The sequence below is a fragment of the Pedomonas sp. V897 genome, assembly GCF_051304405.1.
Lineage (GTDB): Bacteria > Pseudomonadota > Alphaproteobacteria > Sphingomonadales > Sphingomonadaceae > Pedomonas.
The window spans coordinates 468110-488433 of the sequence record NZ_JBPPGG010000002.1 but is presented as its reverse complement, the minus strand read 5'-3'; the positions used below and the strand labels follow the sequence as shown (position 1 = coordinate 488433).

Below are 20324 nucleotides of genomic sequence, written 5' to 3'. Positions count from 1 at the left end.
CCCAGACTCAGGCGGATCACATTCGGCATAGTTATTAAGGTCGTAATGGTGACTGAGAGGTAAACCGAAGCCGAAATGTTTTTCACCAGCACCTATCGGCTCTGGCCCCTGTCCGTCGGACTCCGCCCCGGTGCGCGTTGGGGCGGGCCGGGAGCGCGCAGCTCTCCCCCGCCCGGGATGCGACTCCCCGGGACGCCCTGCTGCCAGCGGGCGGACACTCAGTGGTTGCGGATCAGCTCGAAGCGGGGCGTGAGGCCCAGATGCTTGGCAAGGCTTGCGAGGCGCCGGTCCACCACCTCGCCGTAGAGCCCCGTGTGCTCCTCGGTCAGCGCCAGCACCAGCTGGTCGCCGCGCCGGAACAGCCGGGAGCCTTCCAGCGGCTTGGCCGTGCCCGCCGTCAGCCGCTGGCCGAGTCGCAGCGCCAGCCCCCAGGCCCGGGCGCGGCTCAGATCCTCCGCGCTGGCGAGCGGCTGGACGATCGGGCCGTAGCGTTCGCTGATGGAGGCGCCGTAGCAGGCGTAAAGGGCGGCGCCGACCATGGCCCTGCCCCGGAAGTCAATGCCGACCCAGTTGCCGTAGAAGGAGGCCTCCAGCGCCCGCTCCGCCCGGAAGTCCGGGTGGCCGCGCCAGGCCACGTCCGCCAGCAGGCAGGCGGCGAGCCGCAGGCGGCGGTCCTCGTGGCTCTCGCCCTCCGAGAACAGCGGGTCCATCCACACCATGAGCGCGTCGCCGTGCTCGGGGAAGCGGCCCTCGTGGCGCGCCTCGACCCGGCAGGCGGCCAGCAGCGGGTCTTCCCGCTTGATGGCGGGCGGCAGGGAATCGAACAGCAGCCCTTCGCGCAGGCCGTAGGCCGAGTTGATGATGAGGGGAATATCCAGCGCCTTGACCAGCGCTTCGAGAACGGTCACCGCCACCGGCAGGCTGGGCAGTCGCCGCTCGGTCAGGCTCTTGACCTTCTTCAGTTCCTTGCGGTCCAGCGTGGCGAGCGCCTTGCCGAGCCGGCCAAGGGCGGCCGGTTCCATCTGGTAGCTCTGGATGATCCGCAGCGGGCAGTTGTTGAGATGCATGTCCAGATGCGCCAGCGCCCGCCACGAGCCGCCCACGGTGTAGAATGGCAGGCCGCGCACATCCTCCAGCCACGGCACGGTCTCCAGCGCCCGGGCGACCATCTCCTGAAGGCCGCGCGCGCCGTGCGCCTCCGCCTGCGCCCTCAGGGTCAGCACGCCGATGGGCAGCGACACCCGCTCGCCCACCTTCCCGCCGCTGATGCGGATCAACTCCAGGCTGCCGCCGCCCAGATCGCCCACCACGCCGTCGGCCCACGGCATGCCGGAGAGCACGCCGAGCGCCGCATAGTAGCCTTCCTGCTCGCCCGTGATGACGGTGATGTCGAGCCCGGTCTCCCGCTTCACCCGGGCGACGAAGTCGGGCCCGTTGCGGGCCAGCCGCACGGCGGCGGTGGCCACCACGGTCAGCTGGTCCACCTGCATGTCGGCGCACAGCAGGGCGAAGCGGCGCAGGGTGTCGATGGCCTGCTCCATGGTGTCCTCGTCCATCCGGCCGGTCTCGGCCAGACCCTTGGCGAGGCCGCACATCACCTTCTCGTTGAACACCGTCAGCGGCACCCGCACGACGCCGCGGTAGACCACAAGGCGCACCGAGTTGGAGCCGATGTCGATGATGGCGGTCAGGCGCTCGGCGAGCGGACGGAGGGCAGCGCGCGGGCGGGCATTGGGCAGCGACACGGCAGCGCGATTCATGGAACCTACTCGACGATGACCACGGACGGGGTTGGCGGGCACTTTAGCCGGGGACGCGCGGCGATCAACCCGCAGCGGACGGGGCAGCGCGGTCTTTTTGACCATCGTCGCCTTCCAGCACCAGTTGCGGGATGGCACCGGGGTCCTTCAGCGCCGCGCCCCGGCCGGACATGGACGGGTTGGTCATGAAGTAGCGATGCGCGTTGAAGGCGCGCCCCCGCGCCGGCATACGCACGTAGGAGCCGTCCGGTTGCAGCCAGGAGGACTGTTCCGTGTCCTTCAGGTTGGCGACCATCACCTGGTCCAGCACCTGGGCGTGGACCGTGGGGTTCTCGATCGGCACCAGCACCTCGACGCGGCGGTCGAAGTTGCGCTGCATCCAGTCCGCCGAGGAGATGTACACCTTGGCCTGACGCGAGGGCAGCGCCTCGCCGTTGGCGAAGGCGACGATCCGGCTGTGTTCGAGGAAGCGGCCGATGATCGACTTGACGCGGATGTTCTCCGACAGGCCCGGCACGCCCGGCTTCAGGCAGCAGATGCCGCGCACCACCAGGTCGATCTGCACGCCCGCCTGACTGGCCTCGTACAGCTTGTCGATGATGATGGGGTCCACCAGCGCGTTCAGCTTGGCCCAGATCTGGGCGGGAAGCCCGGCGCGGGCGTTGGCGATCTCCTGGTCGATATGCTTCATCAGCGTCGCCCGGATGCCGCCCGGCGACATGGCAAGGGCCTCCAGATGCTCGGGCGGCACGTAGCCGGTGATGTAGTTGAACACCTGCGCCGCGTCGTGCGCCAGCCGGGGGTCGGCGGTGAAGAAGCTGAGGTCCGTGTAGATGCGGGCCGTCACCGGGTGGTAGTTGCCGGTGCCGAAGTGGCAGTAGGTCCGCAGGTCCCGCCCCTCGCGCCGCACCACCATGGAGAGCTTGGCGTGGGTCTTGAGGTCGATGAAGCCGTAGACCACCTGCGCCCCTGCCCGCTCCAGCTCCGCCGCCCAGCGGATGTTCTGCTCCTCGTCGAACCGGGCCTTCAGCTCGACGACCGCCGTCACCGACTTGCCCGCCTCCGCCGCCTCGATGAGGGCGCGCACGATGGGGCTCTTCTTGCCGGCGCGGTAGAGCGTCTGCTTGATGGCGACCACGTCCGGGTCCGCCGCCGCCTGACGCAGGAAGGAGAGCACCACGTCGAAGCTCTCGTAGGGGTGATGGACCAGGATGTCCTTGGCGCGGATGGCAGCGAAGCAGTCGCCCCCGTGCTCGCGGATGCGCTCGGGGAAGCGCGGGGTGTAGGGCTCGAACTTCAGGTCCGCCCGCTCGTCCACGATCAGCTGGGCGGTGTCGGCGATGCCGAGGACGCCGCTCACCTCCACCGCGTCCCGTTCGGCGACGCCCAGCTCGCGGATTACCATGCGTTGCAGCTCGGGCGGGGTCTGCGCCTCGATCTTGAGGCGGATCACCTGCCCGCGCTTGCGCCGCTTGAGCGCCGACTGGAAGTAGCGGACCAGATCTTCCGCCTCCTCCTCCACCTCGATGTCGCTGTCGCGGATCACGCGGAAGGCACCGTCGCCCAGCAGTTCGTAGCCCGGGAACAGCTCGGCCAGGAACAGGCGGATGGTGTTCTCGAGGCTGATGAAGCGCAGGCCGTCCCCCGGCAGGCGGATGAAGCGCGGCAGCATGGTCGGCAGCAGCAGGAGCGCGTGCAGGATGCTGTTGTCGCTCTTCCGGCGCAGCTCCAGCACCAGCGAGATGCCCCGGTTGGGGATGAACGGGAACGGATGGGCCGGGTCGATGGCAAGCGGCGTCAGCACCGGGAAGATCTTGGCGAGGAAGTGCCCTTCCAGCCAGTCCTTCTCCGCCGCGCGCAGCTGGCTCCGGTCCAGCACCTCAAGGCCCTCGGCCGCCAGCGCTTCCCGCAGCTCGGCCCACACCGCCTGCTGGGCCCGCATCAGCTCCTCCGCCTTGGCGGAGATGGCGGCAAGCTGCTGGGCCGGGGTCAGGCCGTCCTGGCTGAGCGTCTCGACCGCGGCGTCCAGCTGCCCGCGCAGGCCCGCGACGCGCACCATGTAGAACTCGTCCAGGTTGCTGCCCGAGATGGACAGGAACCGCAGCCGCTCCAGCAGCGGGTAGCTGGTGTTGCGGGCCTCCTCCAGCACGCGGAAATTGAACGCCAGCCACGACAGTTCGCGGTTGAAGTAACGTTCCGGGCTGACCGGGTGGCGCGGCTCGGCGGCGGTGGCGGCGAGATGGGCATGTATCGGCATAGCTGCCTGATACTCTGCCCCTGGTAAAAAATTATGACAAGCTCGGCGCTCTGGCGGCCAAATCGGCCAGCACCTGCCGCACCAGCGGCACCGTGACCGGGCGCCGTTTCTCCAGCGCCGTCAGGTCGATGGCCTCCACCACCGCGTGGATGCGGGCGTAGTCCCGCTCCAGCCGCAGCATCAGGAAATCGATCACGTCCGGCGGCACGTCCAGCCCCCGGTCGCGGAACTGCTTGACCAGCAGCGCCGCCATCAGCGGGTCGTCCGGCTGGGCGATCTCGGCCACGGGCAGCGCGAGGAGCCGCGAGGACAGGTCCGGCACCTCCAGCCCCCAGCTCTTGACCGGCAGGCGACTCAGCAGCACCAGCCCGATGCGTTGCTCCCGCGTCCAGTTGATGAGGTGGAACAGCCCCTCCTCGTCCACGCCCGGCCCCAGGTTGTCGATCACCAGTGTCGGCAGGCGCAGGCGGCTGTGCAGCTGGCCCGGCCCCAGCACCCGCCCGCCGGTGCGGCTGGCAAAGATCGCGCCCAGATGGCTCTTGCCGGACTTCTCCGGCCCCACGATCAGCAGGGCATGGCTTGGCCATTCCGGCCAGTTGTCGAGATAGGCGACGGCCAGTTCGTTGGATGGCGAGACGGCGAAGTTCTCGATGCCCGTCGCCTTGCGGTAGGACAGCGGCAGCGGCGGCTGTTTCATGGCGTCTCTTCCTCGCGCGGCTGGCTTCCATCGTCATAGAGCCGGCTGGCGAGATAGCGCTGGAGCAGCCACCGCGACAAGACGGCGACGATCGCGGCGACCGGCACGGCGAGGAAGATGCCGAGCACGCCCATGAGTTCGCCGCCCGCGAAGATGGCGAAGATCACCCACGCCGGATGCAGGCCGACGCGGTTGCCGATGAGGTTCGGGGTGAGGATGCTGCCCTCGATGGCCTGCACGATGACGAACACCCCGTAGACCAGCCCCACCTTGAGCCAGTCCGTGCCGAACTGGCCCAGCGCCACCAGCACGGCGAGCGCCGAGGCAAAGAAGGGCCCCGCCAGCGGCACGAAGGCGAGCAGACCGGCGATGAGCCCCAGCACCAGCGCGTAGTTGAGGCCGAGGAGGCTCCAGCCGGCGGCGTAGAGCACGGCCAGCGCCATGCACACCAGGAACTGGCCGCGCACAAAGCCCGACAGGGCGTAGTCGATCTCCCCCAGCAGCTGCCGGATCGTGGCGAGGTGGGCGCGCGGCAGCCAGGAGTAGATCCGCGCGACGATGATGTCCCAGTCCCGCAGCAGGTAGAAGGCGACCACCGGCGAGATGAGGATGAGCGAGAGCAGGTTGAAGAAAGCGATGCCGCTGGCCAGCAACTGGCCCACGTGCGCGCCGACCCATTCCACCACCTTGCCCCCCGATTGCTGGACGAGGGTTTCCGCCTGCCGGCTGCCGCCCGCCTCGTCGATGAGGCCGACAATGAGCTGGCGCAGCTTGACGATGTAGGCGGGCAGCGCCTGGGCAAACCCCATCACCTGATCGCGCAGCATCGGCGCGATGGCGATGAACACCCCGATCAGGAGCCCGAAGAACAGGACGATGGCGATACTGGTCGCCAGCCAGCGCGGCAGCCGCCAGGCCTCCATCCGGTCGGCGAGCGGGTCGAGCAGGTAGGCGACCGCCAGGCCCACCACGAACGGCAGCAGAATGCCGCTGACGGAGACGAAGAAGGCCAACAGCAGAACGATGCCAAGGGCGAACCAGACCCAGCGCGGCGGCGTGGATGTCATCAGGCGCTACTCCTGCGGGTTGCGCGGCTGCTGGCCGAATCCGGGCGGCAGCAGCGATTCCGGTCCGGCGCCGGGCGTCTGGCCACCGTTCGTCTGACCGCCATTCGTCTGACCCGCCGGGGCCTGACCGGCTGGCGCCTGATTGGCCGGAGTCTGACTGGCTGGAGACTGGCCGCCGGGAGACTGGGTGACCACACCCTCCTCCCCTTCGCCCTCCACAAGGACCGGGCGCGGCACGGCCGGGTCGTCCGGGCGCTTGTAGCGCAGCAGCCAACGCCCGTCGTTCAGTTGCGCCAGCTTGAGGCCGAGGGCGTCCAGGTCATAGTGCAGCCAGTCCATGGTCGCGCCATAGCCAAGGCGCACCTGCGAGACGCCGCCCAGCGACAGGCCGGTGATGGTCAGCCCGGTGATCGCGGGCGCGCGGCGCAGCAACTGTTCCATCGCGGACCAGCTCTGGGAATCGGGCGTATCCACCAGCACGTCGATGCCGCGCAGACTCTGAACGGTGAACACCTGCTCCGAGGGCTCGGGCGCCGGGGCCAGCATGTCCTCGGCCTTCACGACCGGGCTGGCCTTCAGCTTGCCCGCCTTCAGCGCGTCGTTCATGGCGGCGTCGAGCCGGGTGACGGCCTCGCTCAGCATGGCGGGCACCCGGGCGGGCGACTCCGCCGTCAGCGTCACGGTGGCGATCGGCGCGGCGTCGAGGCCGTGGAGAATGCGGAACACGCCCTTCACCGGGCCGCCGGGGTATGTGCGCTCAAGCCGGGCCTCGGCCACGGCGAAGTCCTGCGCCCCGTAGCGCAGCAGCGCGAGGCGCATCAGCCCCGGGTCCGCATCGACGCCCCGCTTGGCGTTGAGGAAGATGCTGTCACTCGGGGTGCCGGTCACCTGCACATAGTCGATGCTGGAGCGCACGTCCGCAAAGCCGGTCCAGGCGCGGAACCACGGGTTGCGCGGGTCGATGCCCAGCCAGCCCCCCCCATCCTTCAGGGCGGGCAGCAACAGAATCGGGTGGGATTTGCGTCCCTCCGGCCCGATTCCCATCTGGCCGATCATGGCGCGCACCGGCGCGGGGTCGAAATCCACCGTCAGCCGCGCGATGTAGCGCCGGGACGAGAATCGCTCCGATTCCACGTTGATTCCGGCGACCATGGCGTTGAGGCCGCCCTCGCCGACGCTGGGCGCCGAGGATTCCGGCTGACCCGTCAGCCGGGCCCACAGCCGCCGCCATGCCCGCTGCTGAGCCGCGCGAATCCCCGCTTCCCGGGCCTGTGTCGCGTCGCGGGCGAGCACGTCCACGGCGATATCCTTCACCGAAAACGGCTCGGCAACGGTGGGTTCGGCGCCATGCGCGGTCGCACCGGAGAGCAGGCCGATAAGGAGGAGAGCTACGAGCCGCACGACGACCAATCAGTGACTTTGTGAGACAGGAATGCGTTCCTTTTACAACTGAGGTCTCGCTTCTCAAGTTCAATCTGGTAACAGGGCGGCAACTGTACATCGCCTTTCAGCTGTGGAAAGACCCGGCCATGTCCAAAAACACCCCCTACACCTACGCCGAGGCTGGCGTGTCCATCGACGCCGGAAATGCGCTGGTACGGGCCATTGCGCCGCTGGCGCGCTCGACCCGCCGGCCCGGTGCGGACAGCGATCTCGGCGGCTTCGGTGCATTCTTCGACCCGAAGGCGGCCGGTTTCAATGATCCGCTGCTGGTCTCCTCGACCGACGGCGTCGGCACCAAGATCAAGCTCGCCATCGAGGCGGACGGTCACGACACCATCGGCATCGACCTCGTCGCCATGTGCGTGAACGATCTGGTGGTCCAGGGCGCGGAGCCGCTGTTCTTCCTCGACTACTTCGCCACCGGCAAGCTGGACACGGGCGTGGCCGCCCGGGTGGTCGCGGGCATCGCCGAAGGCTGCCGCCAGGCGGGCTGCGCGCTCATCGGCGGCGAGACCGCCGAGATGCCGGGCCTCTACGGCGACGGCGACTACGACCTGGCCGGCTTCACGGTCGGCGCGGTGGAGCGCGGCCAGCAGCTCACCGGCGAGACGGTGAGCGCGGGGGACATCATCCTCGGCCTTGCCTCCTCCGGCGTCCACTCCAACGGCTACTCGCTGGTCCGCCGCCTCGTCGCGGACTTCGCCATCGACCTCAACGCCCCGGCGCCGTTCGATCCGGCGGTGACGGCGGGCGAGGCCCTGCTCGCCCCCACCCGCATCTACGTGAAGCAGCTGCTGCCGATCGTGCGCACCGGCCGCATCAAGGCGCTGGCCCACATCACCGGCGGCGGCATCACCGAGAACGTGCCGCGCGTGCTGCCCAAGGGCACCCGCGCCGTGTTCGATACCGCCAGCTGGGATCTCCCGCCGCTGTTCCGCTGGCTGCGCGATCTGGGCAAGATCGAGGGCCCCGAGCTGGTCCGCACCTTCAACTGCGGCATCGGCATGGCGATCGTCGTCTCCGAGGACAACGTGGCCGCCGTCACCCGGGCGCTGGAGGACGCGGGCGAGACCGTGCACCGCATCGGCCGCATCGAGGCCGCCGAGGGCGAGGTGCGCGGCTGCCGGGTTACCTCCGCCGCCGGGGCCTGGGGCTACAACGACGCGTGGGACGCCTCTCATGACGCGTAAGCTCCGCATCGGTGTCCTGATCTCCGGCCGGGGCAGCAACTTCAAGGCGCTGCTCGATGCCACGCAGCAGCCGGGCTACCCGGCCGAGATCGTCTGCGTCATCTCCAACAAGGGCCAGGCGGCAGGGCTGGATTACGCCCGCGCCGCCGGTATCCCGGCCATCGTCATCTCCCACACCGGCTTCGCCAGCCGGGAGGCGTTCGACATCACGGTGGACGACCAGCTCCGCCGCCATGAGGTGGACATCGTCTGCCTTGCCGGGTTCATGCGGGTGCTCTCCGCCGAGTTCATCAACCGGTGGCCGGACCGCATCCTCAACATCCACCCGTCGCTCCTGCCCGCCTTCCGGGGCCTTCACACCCACGAGCGGACCATCGAGGCCGGCTGCAAGATCGCGGGCTGCACCGTCCACATCGTGCGGCCCGAGCTGGACGAAGGGCCGATCATTGCCCAGGCAGCCGTGCCGGTGCTGGAAGGCGACACCCCAGGCACCCTCGCCGCCCGCATCCTCGAACAGGAACACCGCATCTACCCGGAAGCCGTGCGCCTCATCGCCGAGGGCCGCGTGGAAATCGAGGGCATGATCGCCCGCATCCGCGACGCCAAACCCACCGCCCAGCCGCTGGTGAACCCGGCCCCGCGCGGGTGAGGTTTTGGTTGAAGGTGATGCAGCAAGGGCCGGATTTTCCGGCCCTTTTTCTTGTTTTATGAAAGTATTTTGCAGGAGGGGCTTACCCCTCCTGCACCTCCCGTTCCTTTCAAGCGGCCGTGTTCCCGGTGGGCGCTGGAAACGCGGCCCTGCAAAACGATCGGGAGCGCGAGGGTCCGCGACCCTCGCATTATCCCCCTCTACCGAGAAGCACGCTACTTGCGTTCCGCCAGCCGTTCGTGTTGCCGGCGTTCCTGTCTGGCCACGTCCTCGGGGATTGCGTCACCGAAGTCGCTGAGTTCGAAAAGCGGCCGGATCTCGATCTCCGAGCGCTCCGGCATCGGGTTGGGGCAGCGCTTCACCCACTCCAGCGCCTCGTCCATGTCCTTCACCTGCCAGATCCAGAAGCCCGCCACCTGGTTGTTCGGCCCGGCGAAGGGGCCGTCGATCACTTCCCGGGACGCGCCGTCAAACACCACCCGCTTTCCTGCCGATGTGGGCTTCAGCCCCTCGCCCGTCAGCAGAATGCCCGCGTCGAGCAGCGCCTCGTTGAACGCGCTCATCTCCCGCATCAACTCCTCGGACGGCATGTCGCCGCGTTCACTCGACTCCGTCGCCTTCACCAGAACCAGCACGCGCATGGGGGCCTCCTCATTTCTGCTGCCCAGAAGAGATGAACGCGAAGCCACTTCGGTTTCTTCAATGCATCAGGCGAATCTTCCTGCAAACAGAAAAGGGCCGGTGGAGCCCGGCCCTTCCTGTTCATGCGCGGGGAACGTCGGGGTCAGCCGACGATTTCCGTCTGCGCGAAGAAGTAGGCGATTTCGATCGCCGCGTTCTCCGGGCTGTCCGAGCCGTGGATCGAGTTCGCCTCGATGGATTCGGCGAAGGTCTTGCGGATGGTGCCTTCGGCGGCGTCCTTCGGGTTGGTCGCGCCCATCACCTCGCGGTTCTTGGCGACGGCGTTCTCGCCTTCCAGCACCTGGAGCACCACCGGGCCGGAGATCATGAACTCGACCAGGTCGTTGAAGAACGGACGCTCGCGGTGCACGGCGTAGAAGCCCTCGGCCTGTTCACGGGTCAGGCGCACGCGCTTCTGGGCGACGATCCGCAGGCCGGCGTCTTCCAGCATGGCGTTGATCTTGCCCGTCAGGTTGCGGCGGGTTGCGTCCGGCTTGATGATCGAAAAGGTGCGTTCGAGCGCCATGGGGAAACTCCAGTTGAGAAATCGTTAAGGATGGGAAGTTGCGCGTCTCTATCGCCCGGGCGGTGAAAACGCAATGGGTCGGTTGCGCCCCACAACGATCAGCGGCGATCCGCAGCACTCAATGACGATTCAACGCAACACCGCTCAGGCGGAGCGCTTCCAGCCGCCGCCTTCCTGCTGCTCCCAGTAGGCCAGGCCATGGCCCTGCGCCTTGAGAGTCTTCCAGTGCTGGCGGGCGGTCTGGGTCTGGGCCTCGTCCTGTCCGTCGAACAGGTAGAGCACCCTCTCGAAGCCTTCTACCGTCTCGGGCAGCACGTTGTCCATCAGGACAAGGACGGTCGCGCCGTTGGGGTTGCCCGTGCCCGTGGTGATGAACAGCGGCTGGGCCTCGGGGTATGGGCTGGTGTCCGTGCCGTGGGGCAGGAAGGAGGCCGGGTTGTAGGTCCAGAGATAGGCGTCTATCTCCCGCACCCGCTCCTCGCTTCCTGCCCGGATCACGGTTCTGAGGTTCTGGCCGTGCACCTTCTCCATGAGCCGCGCCAGCGCCTGCAACGGCGCCTGCCGCGTCACGTGGTAGAAGCTGATCTCGGCCATCGTCTTTGCAACCTCAGGAGCTTAGCGGGCTTCGTAGTTGTCGGCGATGAACTGGTCGAGCAGGCGCACGCCGTAGCCGGTTGCGCCCTTCTCCCACAGCGGCGTGTCCTTGTCGGACCACACCATGCCGGCGATGTCCAGGTGCGCCCAGGCGACGCCGTCCTTCACGAACCGCTTCAGGAACTGGGCGGCGGTGATGGAGCCCGCCTCGCGCGGACCCACGTTCTTCATGTCCGCGATCGGCGTGTTGATGAGCTTGTCGTAGGCGTCGCCCATCGGCATGCGCCACAGCTTGTCGCCGGTGGCCTTGCCCGCCGAGTCCAGCTGGGCGGCAAGCGTGTCGTCGTTGCTGAACATGCCGCCGTATTCGTGGCCGAGGGAGATGACCATCGCGCCGGTGAGCGTGGCGAGGTCCACGAGCACCTTCGGCTTGTAGCGGTCCTGGGCGTAGGCCATCACGTCGCACAGCACCAGGCGGCCTTCCGCGTCGGTGTTGATGACCTCGATGGTCTGGCCCGAGTAGCTCTTGACCACGTCGCCGGGGCGCTGGGCGGTGCCGGAGGGCATGTTCTCCACCATGCCGCACAGGCCGACGACGCGGCATCTGGCCTTGCGGGCGGCGAGCGCGCGCACCGCGCCGATCACGGCGCCGGCGCCGCCCATGTCCCACTTCATGCCCTCCATGCCGGCGGCGGGCTTGATGGAGATGCCGCCGGTGTCGAACGTCACGCCCTTGCCGACGAACACCACCGGCGGGGTGTCGCCGCCCGCGCCGCCGGTGCCGTCATATTCGAGGATCACCACCTGCGGCTCGTTGACCGAGCCCTGGGCGACGCCGAGGAGCGCGCCGAAGCCCAGCTCCCGCAGCTGCGCCTCGCCCAGCACTTCCACCTTCACGCCCAGCGCCGTCAGACTCTGGGCCCGCTCGGCAAAGGACTTGGGGTAGATCACGTTGCCCGGTTCGGAGACCAGATCGCGGGTGAAGAAGATGCCGTCGGCGATCGCCGCGAAGCGGGCGTAGCGGCTCTCGGCTCCGGCGGCGTCGCCGGTCCAGACGCTCAGGGTCTCAAGCGTCGGCTTCTTGGAGGCAGGCTCCTTGGTGCGATAGCGGTCGAACCGGTAGGAGCGCAGCAGTGCGCCCCCCGCCAGCCGCGCGGCGGCATCGCCCGCCTCGACGCCCACGCCCTCGAGGCTGGAGGCGTCGATGGTCAGCGCCGTCTCGCCGGAGGTTGCGAGGCGGGCATAGAGGGTGCCGCCCGCCTTCTCCAGGTCCGTCGCGCCGACCCTGGCGGCCTCGCCCAGCCCCACCAGCAGCAGGCGGCTGGCCTCCAGACCCGACGGCGCCAGGATCTCCAGCACCTGCCCGGTCTCGCCGTTGAAACGGTTCGCCTGGAGCGCGCGCGTCACCTGCCCGCCCGTCGTCGCATCAAGGGACTGGACAGTCCCGGTTTGCAGTGCACCTTGAGTAACAAGAATGGCGTGTGCACCGCTCTTGAGCGCACCAGCCGTTTCGAAAGAGACCTTCATGGAGAGAATCCCTGATTGAAGTCCAAAGACAACCTGATGCGTACATAGCGATCAATCGCCGTTCAGCAAAGGTGAACGGGGTCAGATTGTTTCGCCCACCGTTGCACTCGGGTGCGGGCCGTGCTTTACACACGCCCGATTTCCAACGACGAAGGCTGCCGTCCGTGCATGTCCGCTTTCTGCTCTTTTTGCTGACGACGACCACTGCCCTGCCCGGCTGGGCCGCGCCGGAGGTGCAGGGGAACGCCGGATCCGGCAGCCCGCAGGTGATCGACCCCCGGCGGGAACCGACCGCGCCCGGCGCAACGCCCGCCTGGCCGGCCCTGCCGGGGCAGCGCGTGGCCCCCGGGACCGTCCAGCCGGTTGACCCGGCCAAGGGTACCCCGGCCAGGGACGACGCTGAGGCCGAGGCCTCCCGGGAGATCCTGTTCGAGGCCGACCAGCTGGACTACGACGTGGACGCGGAGGTGGTCACCGCCACCGGCAACGTGGTGCTGGTGCGGGAGGGCGACCGGGTCAGCGCGGACCAGATCGTCTACAACCGCAAGACCGGCTTCGTTGAGGCGCGCGGCAACGTGCGGCTGGTGGATGCGGAAGGCAATGTCGTCACCGGCGAGCGGGTGGAGCTGACCGACACGCTGCGCCAGGGCGTCGTGGACAACATCCTGATGGTGCTGACGGACGGCTCGCGCCTTGCCGCCAGCCGGGGCACCCGGCAGGAGAGCCGCGCCGATCTCAACCGCGTGGTCTACAGCCCCTGCGACCTGTGCTCCGAGGGCTCGGTCCGCGAGCGGCCGCTGTGGCGCATCAAGGCGCTGCGGGTGGAATACGATGAGGTGAAGAAGCGCCTCACCTACCGGCACGCCACGTTCGAGTTCCTGAACGTGCCGCTGCTCTACCTGCCCTACATGTCCCACTCGACGCCGGACGTGACCAAGGCCTCGGGCCTGCTGATGCCGGACATCTCCCAGAGCCGGGCGCTCGGCCTGTCCCTCGCCACGCCCTACCTGTGGAGCATCTCGCCCAGCCGGGACCTGACCGTCACGCCGACCCTCTACACCGAGGAAAACCCCACCCTCGGGCTGGAATACCGCCAGCACGTGGGCTCGGGCACCATCCGCGTCGGCGGCGTCGGCACCTATGCCTCGCGCGACTTCGACGAGAAGGACGCGGTCACGCAGGTCAACCGCGGCAACGATTTCCGCGGCTACTTCTATGCCAACGGCCGGTTGCAGCACACGGCGCGCTGGCGCTCCAGCTTCGACACCATGGTGGCATCGGACGACACCTTCCTGCGCCGCTATGACATCACCGACGACGACGTGCTGCGCAACAGCTACCGCCTCGAATACTTCGGGGACCGGGACTACCTGACGCTGGAGACCTGGGCCTTCCAGGGCCTGCGGCTGACGGACCGCTTCGGCGAGATGCCGATCGCCCTCCCCTATGTGGACTACCGCTGGACCTCGGCGGTCGACCCGGCCCTCGGCCAGTTCGGCATCCGGGCCAATGCCCTGTCGCTGGTCCGCACCAAGGCGATGGACACCTACCGCGTCTCCACCACGGCGGACTGGCAGAAGCAGTGGATGCTGCCGGGCGGCCAGATCACCCGCCTGATCGGTCTGGTGCGCGGCGACGCCTATTACGTCAACGACGCCGACGACCCGGACAACGCCGCCTATGCGGGCCGGAACGGCTGGCACGGCCGGGTTCTGCCGCTGGCGGCGGCCGAATTCTCCTGGCCGCTGGCGGGCCCCAGCTTCGGCGGCTTCCAGACCCTGACGCCCATCGTCCAGGTGGTCGCCGCCGGGCCTGGCCGCAACCGGGTGGTGCCGAACGAGGACAGCCGCGCCTTCGACCTGGAGGACACCAACCTCTTCGACCTCAACCGCTTCTCCGGCATCGACCGGTGGGAGAGCGGCACCCGCGCCACCTACGGCGTCAGCTGGTCGTGGACCGGGCGGAACGTCACCATCACGGCGGATGCGGGCCAGAGCTACCGGCTGAGCGAGGAAGACAGCAACAACCTGTTCCCGAAGGGCTCGGGCCTGTCCGGCCGATTCTCCGATTTCGTCGGCCGCACCTCCGTGCGCTGGGGGAATTTCGTCGACGTGGTCTATCGCTTCCGCCTGGACAAGGCCAGCCTGACGCCCCGGCGCAGCGAGCTGGACGCCTTCATCGGCACGCAGAAGACCTACCTCACCGTCGGCTACGCCAACCTCAACCGCGACATCCTGCTGGAAGACCTGGAGGACCGGGAGGAGCTGCGCGTGGGCGGCCGCGTGCAGGTGAACCGTTACTGGTCGCTCAACGCCGCCACCATTCTGGACCTGACCAGCAAGAGCCAGAGTTCCCGGAGCGACGCGGACGGCTTCCAGCCCATCCGCCACAGCGTCGGCGTCGCCTACGAGGACGAGTGCTTCCGCTTCTCCGTCACCTGGCGGCGGCGCTTCACCGAAGACCGCGACTTCCAGCGCGGCTCCACCATCTTCTTCCGCTTCGCCCTGCGCAATCTGGGCGGCGGCTGATCGTGATGCGCCCTGGCCCGGCCCGACATGGCCATGGGAATCGCACGTCTCGGCGGGAGGGCAGTTGCGCCTGTGCGCGGGGTAACGTAAACCGGCAGCCTATGCTGATGAGAAAACTTTCGCTGTTCGGTCTGTGTCTGGCTGTTCTGGCCACGCCAGCCGCCGCCCAATCGCTTGGAGCCGCCGGTGGCGGCGAGATTCCGGTGGACATCCGCCTGTTCGGGCCGCCTGACCCGAACGTTCGCAAGGCATCGGCCATCGTGAACGGCAGCATCATCACCGATCTGGACGTGGAGCACCGGCTGGCGCTGGTGATCGCCGCGTCGGGTGGACGCATTGGCGAGGACGAGAAGAATCGCCTGCGCGTTCAGGTGCTTCGCAACCTGATCGACGAGCGCCTCCAGATCCTGGAGGCCGAGCAGCATGATGTCTCCGTCGATCCGGCCGAGGTCGAGGCCGCCTTCGCCCGCGTCGCGCAGAACTTCAATCAGACGCCGGAGGAGTTCGCCAAATTCCTCAAGTCCAGCGGCTCTTCGGCGGACACGTTGAAGTCCCAGATCAAGGCGGAAATGTCCTGGTCGCGCGTGCTGCGCCGCCGTATCGCCCCGTTCGTCACCATCGGCGACGAGGAAGTGGATGCGGTCATCCAGAAGCTGGAAGCCTCCAAGGGCCAGGAAGAATACCGCATCAGCGAGATCTTCCTGTCCGCGACCGCCGAGAACGAGGCCGCCGTCCGCAACACGGCGGAGCAGATCCTGAAGCAGGTGCGCAGCGGCGCGTCCTTCGTCGCCTATGCCCGCCAGTTCTCGGAAGCCTCGACCGCGGCCGTCGGCGGCGACCTCGGCTATGTGATGCCCGAGCAGCTGCCCGCGCCGTTGCAGGAGGTGGTCAAGAACCTGCCCGTCGGCCAGATCAGCGACCCCATCCGCGTGCCGGGCGGCTTCAGCATCATCGCCGTCTCCGACAAGCGCAAGATTCTCGGGCCCGATCCGCTGGATTCGGTGCTCACCATCAAGCAGGTCATCGTGCCGCTCAACCGGAACGCCCCGGAGGCCGAGTTGCAGCGTCTGGTGGAGCGCATGACGACCGAGGCCTCGCGCGGCGGCGGCTGCGGCCGGGCCGATGCGCTGGCCCAGAGCCTGGGCGGCCGGGTCGACGAGCCGGAGCCGCAGAAGCTGCGGGAGTTCCCGCAGGGGCTCATTCCCCACCTCGAGCGGCTTCAGGTCGGCGAGGCCACCCGCCCGTTCGGCACGGAGGAGGACGCCCGCGTCATCATCCTGTGCGGCCGCGACGACGCCGAGGAGGCCAAGCTGCCCACCTACGACGAGGTTTACGCCCAGCTCAACGAGGAGCGCATGTCGATGATGGCCCGGCGCTACCTGCGCGACCTGCGGCGCGACGCGATCATCGACTACCGTTAAGGGCACGGTCGTGCAGCCGCTTGCCGTCAGCATCGGCGATCCGGCGGGCGTCGGCCCGGAAGTGATCGCCAAGGCATGGGAGGCCCGCCACAGCGCGGGCCTTTCGCCTTTTGTCGTCCTGGGGGCGGAAGCACCGCTGCGCGCCGTCTGGGACGGGCCCGTCGCCCCAGTCGCGTCCGTCGCCGAGGCGGCTGACTGCTTCGAGAGCGCCCTGCCCGTCCTCCCCGTGGGCGCGCTGGCCGAGGCGACGCCCGGCGCACCGACCCGGGACGGGGCCGCCCTCGCCTTCGCCGCGCTGGAAGCGGCGGTGGCGCTGACGCTGGAAGGCCAGACGGCGGCGATCGTCACCGCGCCGGTCAGCAAGGCGGAACTCAAGGCCGTGGGCTACACCTGGCCGGGTCAGACCGAATTCGTTGCCGAGCGGTCGGGCGTCGCGCCGGAGGATGCGGTGATGATGCTCGCCGGGCCCAGCGTCCGCACCGTGCCGGTGACCATCCACATTCCGGTGCGGGCCGTGCCGGAGGTGCTGACGACGGACCTCATTCTCCAGCGCGCCGAGGTGACCGCCCGCGCGCTGCGGCAGGATTTCGGCATCGCCGAGCCGCGCCTCGCCATCACCGGCCTCAACCCCCACGCCGGGGAGGACGGCCACATCGGCCTTGAGGACCGGGACGTGATCGCGCCCGCCGTTGCGGAGCTGCGCCGCCGGGGCTGGACCGCCGAGGGCCCGCTCTCCGCCGACACCCTGTTCGCGCCCCACATCCGCACCCGCTATGACGCGATGCTGTGCATGTACCACGATCAGGCGCTGATCCCGGTCAAGGCGCTGGATTTCGATCAGGGCGTCAACATGACCCTTGGCCTGCCTATCGTCCGCACCTCGCCCGACCACGGCACCGCCTTCAACATCGCCGGGCGCGGCATTGCCCGGCCGGACGCGATGATCGCTGCGCTCCAGATGGCGGCCCGGTGTGCCGCTTCCCGGAAGGCGGCCCGCCCATGAGCGCTGTTGATCAGGACTTCCTCGCCAGCCTGCCGCCGCTGCGGGAGGTCATTGCCGAGCACGGCCTCAATGCGAAGAAGTCGCTCGGGCAGAATTTTCTGTTCGATATGAACCTGTTGGGGCGCATTGTTCGCACGGCGGGTCCGCTGGAAGGCTACACCGTCTACGAGGTCGGCCCCGGCCCGGGCGGCCTCACCCGCGCCATTCTGGCAGCGGGCACCGAGCGGCTTGTGGCGGTCGAGATGGACCAGCGCGCCTGGCCGATTCTGGAAGACCTCAACCAGCGCTCGGGCGGACGCCTTGAGGTCATCCCCGGCGACGCCATGAAGGTGGACGAAGCGGCGCTCCTCTCGGGCAAGCCGGTGCGGATCATCGCCAACCTGCCCTACAACGTGGGCACGGCGCTGTTGGTGCGCTGGCTGACCACGCCCGCGTGGCCGCCGTTCTGGTCCAGCCTCACCCTCATGTTCCAGAAGGAAGTGGCCGAGCGCATCGTGGCGAAGCCGGGCACCTCCGATTACGGCCGCCTCGCCGTGCTCGCCCAGTGGCGGGCCCGCCCCCGCATCGCCTTCGACGTGCCCCGGCAGGCCTTCACCCCGCCGCCCAAGGTCACCTCCGCTGTCGTCCACATCGAGCCGTGCGTGCCCATTGCGGATGTGCCGCTGAAAAGCCTGGAGGTCGTCACGCTCGCCGCCTTCGGCCAGCGCCGCAAGATGCTGCGCGCCTCCCTCAAGTCGTTGGGCATGGACCCGGCGCCCATCCTGGAAGCAGCGGGCATCCCCGGCGACCTGCGCGCCGAAGTGCTGGACGTTGCCGCCTTCTGCCGCCTCGCCGCCGCTCACGCCGAACTGGCGGCAAGCCGGAAAACGCGTTGATCTGACGGAATTTTTTGCGGGGCTCCCGGCCCCCTGCACCCCTTTCATTCAAGTCCGGGGCGCTTCAGGCGCTCGTTGGCTCGCCCGACAAACGAACGGGAGTGCAGAGGGTCCAAGACCCTCTGCAAGAATCCGTTCCGAAAAGAAAATCCCCTACTGCTTGACGCTGGGCTTCTTGCCCGGCGCGGGGGAGCGCTGCTCGGCCACCGCGCTGCGGCGGCTGGCGCCCTTGGCCTGGGCGGTGCTGATGGCGGCGGCCAGACGCTCCGCCTCGCTGCACCCCTTGCGGCAGACGCGGCGCAGGCGCTCGAGCGTTTCCTGCGCAAGCGTAAGGTTGCCCTTGGCGATGTAGGCCATGCCGGAGGCTTCCAGCGCGGTCGTGTCGTTCGGGTTGATGGTCAGCGCCTTGCGGTAGTAGCTGATGGCCTTGCCGGTCAGCCCCATCTGCTCGTAGGCCCGGCCCAGCCCGATGAAGGCGTTGCTGTTGTCCGGGTCGGCCACCAGCGCGGACTCGTAGAGATCGACGGCTTCGGCGGCCCGGTTCTGCGCCAGCAAGTCGTTCCCCTGCTGCATCAGCCGCGACGATGTCGCATTGACCGTGGGAGACTTGGCCAGCACCGGCCCGCTCACGGCGAGGGCAGCGCTGATGGCCAGGGCGGAAATCCAGTGGCTCTTTCGCATTCTTCTTCCCTAGGAAGTTCGGCCGGGTTTGGTCAACACCGCACCGGTTAAGGCTTAGCAGACCCGTTCAAAAACCGCGACGAAAAAGCCGTCGCATCCATGACTTGCCGGCGCGACAGCGAGCCATTCGGGCCGCAAGGCCACGCTTTCAGGTAGGTCTTCGCCCCCACCCGCACGGCGGTAATCGACCGGCCGGAATCCGGGGGTGTGCGCGAGGAACGCCTCCACCCGGTCCTCCGCCTCGTCCGGCAGCAGGGAGCAGACCGCATAGACCAGCCGCCCGCCCGGCCGCACGAGCGCCGCGCCCTGCGCCAGCACCGTATCCTGCACGGCGGTGACGGCGCTCAGCCGCTCCGGCGTCAGGCGCAGCCGCGCCTCCGGGTTGCGCCGCCAGGTGCCGGTGCCGCTGCACGGGGCGTCGATGACCACACGGTCGGCCCGTCCCGCCAGATCATCCAGCGCGCCCGGGTGCAAAACCCGTTGCTCCACAAGGGTAACGCCGGCCCGGCTCAGGCGCGGTGTCATCCGCTCCAGCCGGGCGGGGTCGATGTCGCAGGCGATGATCCGGCCCCGGTTCTCCATGGCGGCGGCAAGGCCCAGCGTCTTGCCCCCGGCCCCGGCGCACAGGTCCACGACCGTCTCGCCCGGTCGGGCATCCGCCATCGCCAGCATCAACTGGCTGGCCAGATCCTGCACCTCCACCAGCCCGCGGGCGAAGGCACCGCCCTTCTCCACCGGCGCTCCAGCCTCCGCGCGCAGGCCATTGGCGACAAAGGGCAAAACCTCGGTCTCTATACCCTCTGCCTGAAGCGCGGCGCGCGCCTCCTCCCGTGTCGCCTTCAGCCGGTTGACCCGCAGGTCGAGCGGTGCGCGGCCCGTCAGCGCCGCCCGCTGCTCCGGCCATCCCGCCCCGAAGCGGCGCAGGAACCCGGCCTCCAGCCACTCTGGCAGCCAGGGGTTTTCCGTTGCCGGGCAAGCGCTCGCCGCCTCCTCGTTGCCCAGTGCGGCCGGTGCGTGGCCGCCCGCGCCGAACAGTTCGAGCAGTTCCGGCTCCTGTGCCCGCGCCCAGGCGATCAGCGCTGCCCGGCCGTCCGGGGCGTCGTGCGCCATATGGCGCAGCACGGCATAGACCCACGCCCGCACCGCCGCCCGGTCCTTGGACCCCGCATAGCGGCGGCTGCGGAAGTAGCGGGCAAGCAGCACATCGGCTGCCGGGCCGCCCGCGCGGGCGCTGGCAATGGCTTCGTCCAGAACCTCGATGGCGGCTGCCAGCCGCGCCGCAGGCTGCATGTGAGGATGCTCCGTTAAGTTATTCATTATGCGAGGGTCTCGGACCCTCGCGCTCCCGTTCGTTTTATCGGGCCGTGCCCGTCATTCAAGGACAGGCCCACCCCCTTTCAAGAGAAAGGGCCGCGCCCGTTCTTC

16 protein-coding genes and 1 pseudogene are annotated in these 20324 nt (G+C 68.7%); 6 read left to right on the top strand and 11 right to left on the bottom strand.

Annotated features, from left to right (window positions below):
• Window positions 1-218: 218 nt before the first annotated feature.
• The 5 genes from ACSJJU_RS08255 to ACSJJU_RS08235 form a co-directional block, all read right to left on the bottom strand.
• A complete protein-coding gene (locus ACSJJU_RS08255) occupies window positions 219-1760 on the bottom strand; it encodes a Ppx/GppA phosphatase family protein (protein WP_435914875.1) in 1542 nt (513 codons plus the stop codon).
• A gap of 64 nt (window positions 1761-1824) precedes the next feature.
• On the bottom strand, window positions 1825-4017 hold the full coding sequence (locus tag ACSJJU_RS08250) for an RNA degradosome polyphosphate kinase (protein ID WP_435914874.1): 2193 nt from the start codon (window positions 4015-4017) through the stop codon (window positions 1825-1827).
• 31 nt (window positions 4018-4048) lie between these two features.
• A complete protein-coding gene (locus ACSJJU_RS08245) occupies window positions 4049-4714 on the bottom strand; it encodes an HdaA/DnaA family protein (RefSeq protein WP_435914872.1) in 666 nt (221 codons plus the stop codon).
• Window positions 4711-5781, bottom strand: coding sequence for an AI-2E family transporter (locus ACSJJU_RS08240; protein WP_435914871.1), 1071 nt, complete (start codon window positions 5779-5781; stop codon window positions 4711-4713). Before ACSJJU_RS08240 ends, ACSJJU_RS08245 begins: the two co-directional genes overlap by 4 nt.
• Before the next feature lie 6 nt (window positions 5782-5787).
• Window positions 5788-7182: a hypothetical protein gene (locus ACSJJU_RS08235; RefSeq protein ID WP_435914870.1), complete on the bottom strand. Its 1395-nt coding sequence runs from the start codon at window positions 7180-7182 to the stop codon at window positions 5788-5790.
• 128 nt (window positions 7183-7310) lie between these two features.
• Between ACSJJU_RS08235 and purM the strand changes: the two genes are divergently transcribed.
• Together purM and purN are read left to right on the top strand one after the other, a co-directional pair.
• Window positions 7311-8414 carry a phosphoribosylformylglycinamidine cyclo-ligase gene (purM, locus tag ACSJJU_RS08230; RefSeq protein ID WP_435914868.1) on the top strand — a complete coding sequence of 368 codons (1104 nt, stop codon included), beginning with the start codon at window positions 7311-7313 and terminating at the stop codon, window positions 8412-8414.
• Window positions 8404-9063, top strand: a complete 660-nt coding sequence (gene purN, locus ACSJJU_RS08225) for a phosphoribosylglycinamide formyltransferase (protein ID WP_435914867.1) — start codon at window positions 8404-8406, stop codon at window positions 9061-9063. The genes purM and purN overlap by 11 nt, the downstream gene beginning before the upstream one ends.
• 299 nt (window positions 9064-9362) lie before the next feature.
• Here purN and ACSJJU_RS08220 read toward each other — a convergent pair.
• The 4 genes and pseudogenes from ACSJJU_RS08220 to ACSJJU_RS08205 all read right to left on the bottom strand — a co-directional run.
• Window positions 9363-9704 (bottom strand): annotated as a pseudogene (locus ACSJJU_RS08220) (YciI family protein); the annotation flags it as partial.
• Window positions 9705-9847: 143 nt separating this feature from the next.
• Window positions 9848-10270, bottom strand: coding sequence for a nucleoside-diphosphate kinase (gene ndk / locus ACSJJU_RS08215; protein ID WP_435914866.1), 423 nt, complete (start codon window positions 10268-10270; stop codon window positions 9848-9850).
• Between the two features lie 144 nt (window positions 10271-10414).
• On the bottom strand, window positions 10415-10864 hold the full coding sequence (locus ACSJJU_RS08210) for a DNA polymerase III subunit chi (RefSeq protein ID WP_435914864.1): 450 nt from the start codon (window positions 10862-10864) through the stop codon (window positions 10415-10417).
• Window positions 10865-10885: 21 nt separating this feature from the next.
• Window positions 10886-12391 (bottom strand): leucyl aminopeptidase, encoded by a 1506-nt coding sequence (locus tag ACSJJU_RS08205; protein WP_435914863.1) that lies wholly within the window; start codon window positions 12389-12391, stop codon window positions 10886-10888.
• A 164-nt stretch (window positions 12392-12555) separates the two neighbouring features.
• Here ACSJJU_RS08205 and ACSJJU_RS08200 point away from each other — a divergent pair, with 164 nt between their 5' ends.
• The 4 genes from ACSJJU_RS08200 (at window position 12556) to rsmA (ending at window position 18218) form a co-directional block, all read left to right on the top strand.
• Window positions 12556-14919 carry an LPS-assembly protein LptD gene (locus ACSJJU_RS08200; protein WP_435914862.1) on the top strand — a complete coding sequence of 788 codons (2364 nt, stop codon included), beginning with the start codon at window positions 12556-12558 and terminating at the stop codon, window positions 14917-14919.
• Window positions 14920-15026: 107 nt separating this feature from the next.
• Entirely contained in the window at window positions 15027-16340 is a 1314-nt protein-coding gene (locus ACSJJU_RS08195) for a foldase protein PrsA (protein ID WP_435914861.1), read from the top strand.
• Window positions 16341-16350: 10 nt separating this feature from the next.
• On the top strand, window positions 16351-17343 hold the full coding sequence (gene pdxA, locus ACSJJU_RS08190; protein ID WP_435914860.1) for a 4-hydroxythreonine-4-phosphate dehydrogenase PdxA: 993 nt from the start codon (window positions 16351-16353) through the stop codon (window positions 17341-17343).
• Complete coding sequence (rsmA, locus tag ACSJJU_RS08185) at window positions 17340-18218, top strand: 16S rRNA (adenine(1518)-N(6)/adenine(1519)-N(6))-dimethyltransferase RsmA (RefSeq protein ID WP_435914859.1); 879 nt, start codon at window positions 17340-17342, stop codon at window positions 18216-18218. The genes pdxA and rsmA overlap by 4 nt, the downstream gene beginning before the upstream one ends.
• A 153-nt stretch (window positions 18219-18371) precedes the next feature.
• Here the strand turns inward: rsmA and ACSJJU_RS08180 are convergent, their stop codons facing one another.
• Both ACSJJU_RS08180 and ACSJJU_RS08175 read right to left on the bottom strand, forming a co-directional pair.
• Window positions 18372-18899 carry a tetratricopeptide repeat protein gene (locus ACSJJU_RS08180; protein WP_435914858.1) on the bottom strand — a complete coding sequence of 176 codons (528 nt, stop codon included), beginning with the start codon at window positions 18897-18899 and terminating at the stop codon, window positions 18372-18374.
• Window positions 18900-18953: 54 nt separating this feature from the next.
• Complete coding sequence (locus tag ACSJJU_RS08175) at window positions 18954-20189, bottom strand: RsmB/NOP family class I SAM-dependent RNA methyltransferase (protein ID WP_435914857.1); 1236 nt, start codon at window positions 20187-20189, stop codon at window positions 18954-18956.
• Window positions 20190-20324: the final 135 nt, after the last annotated feature.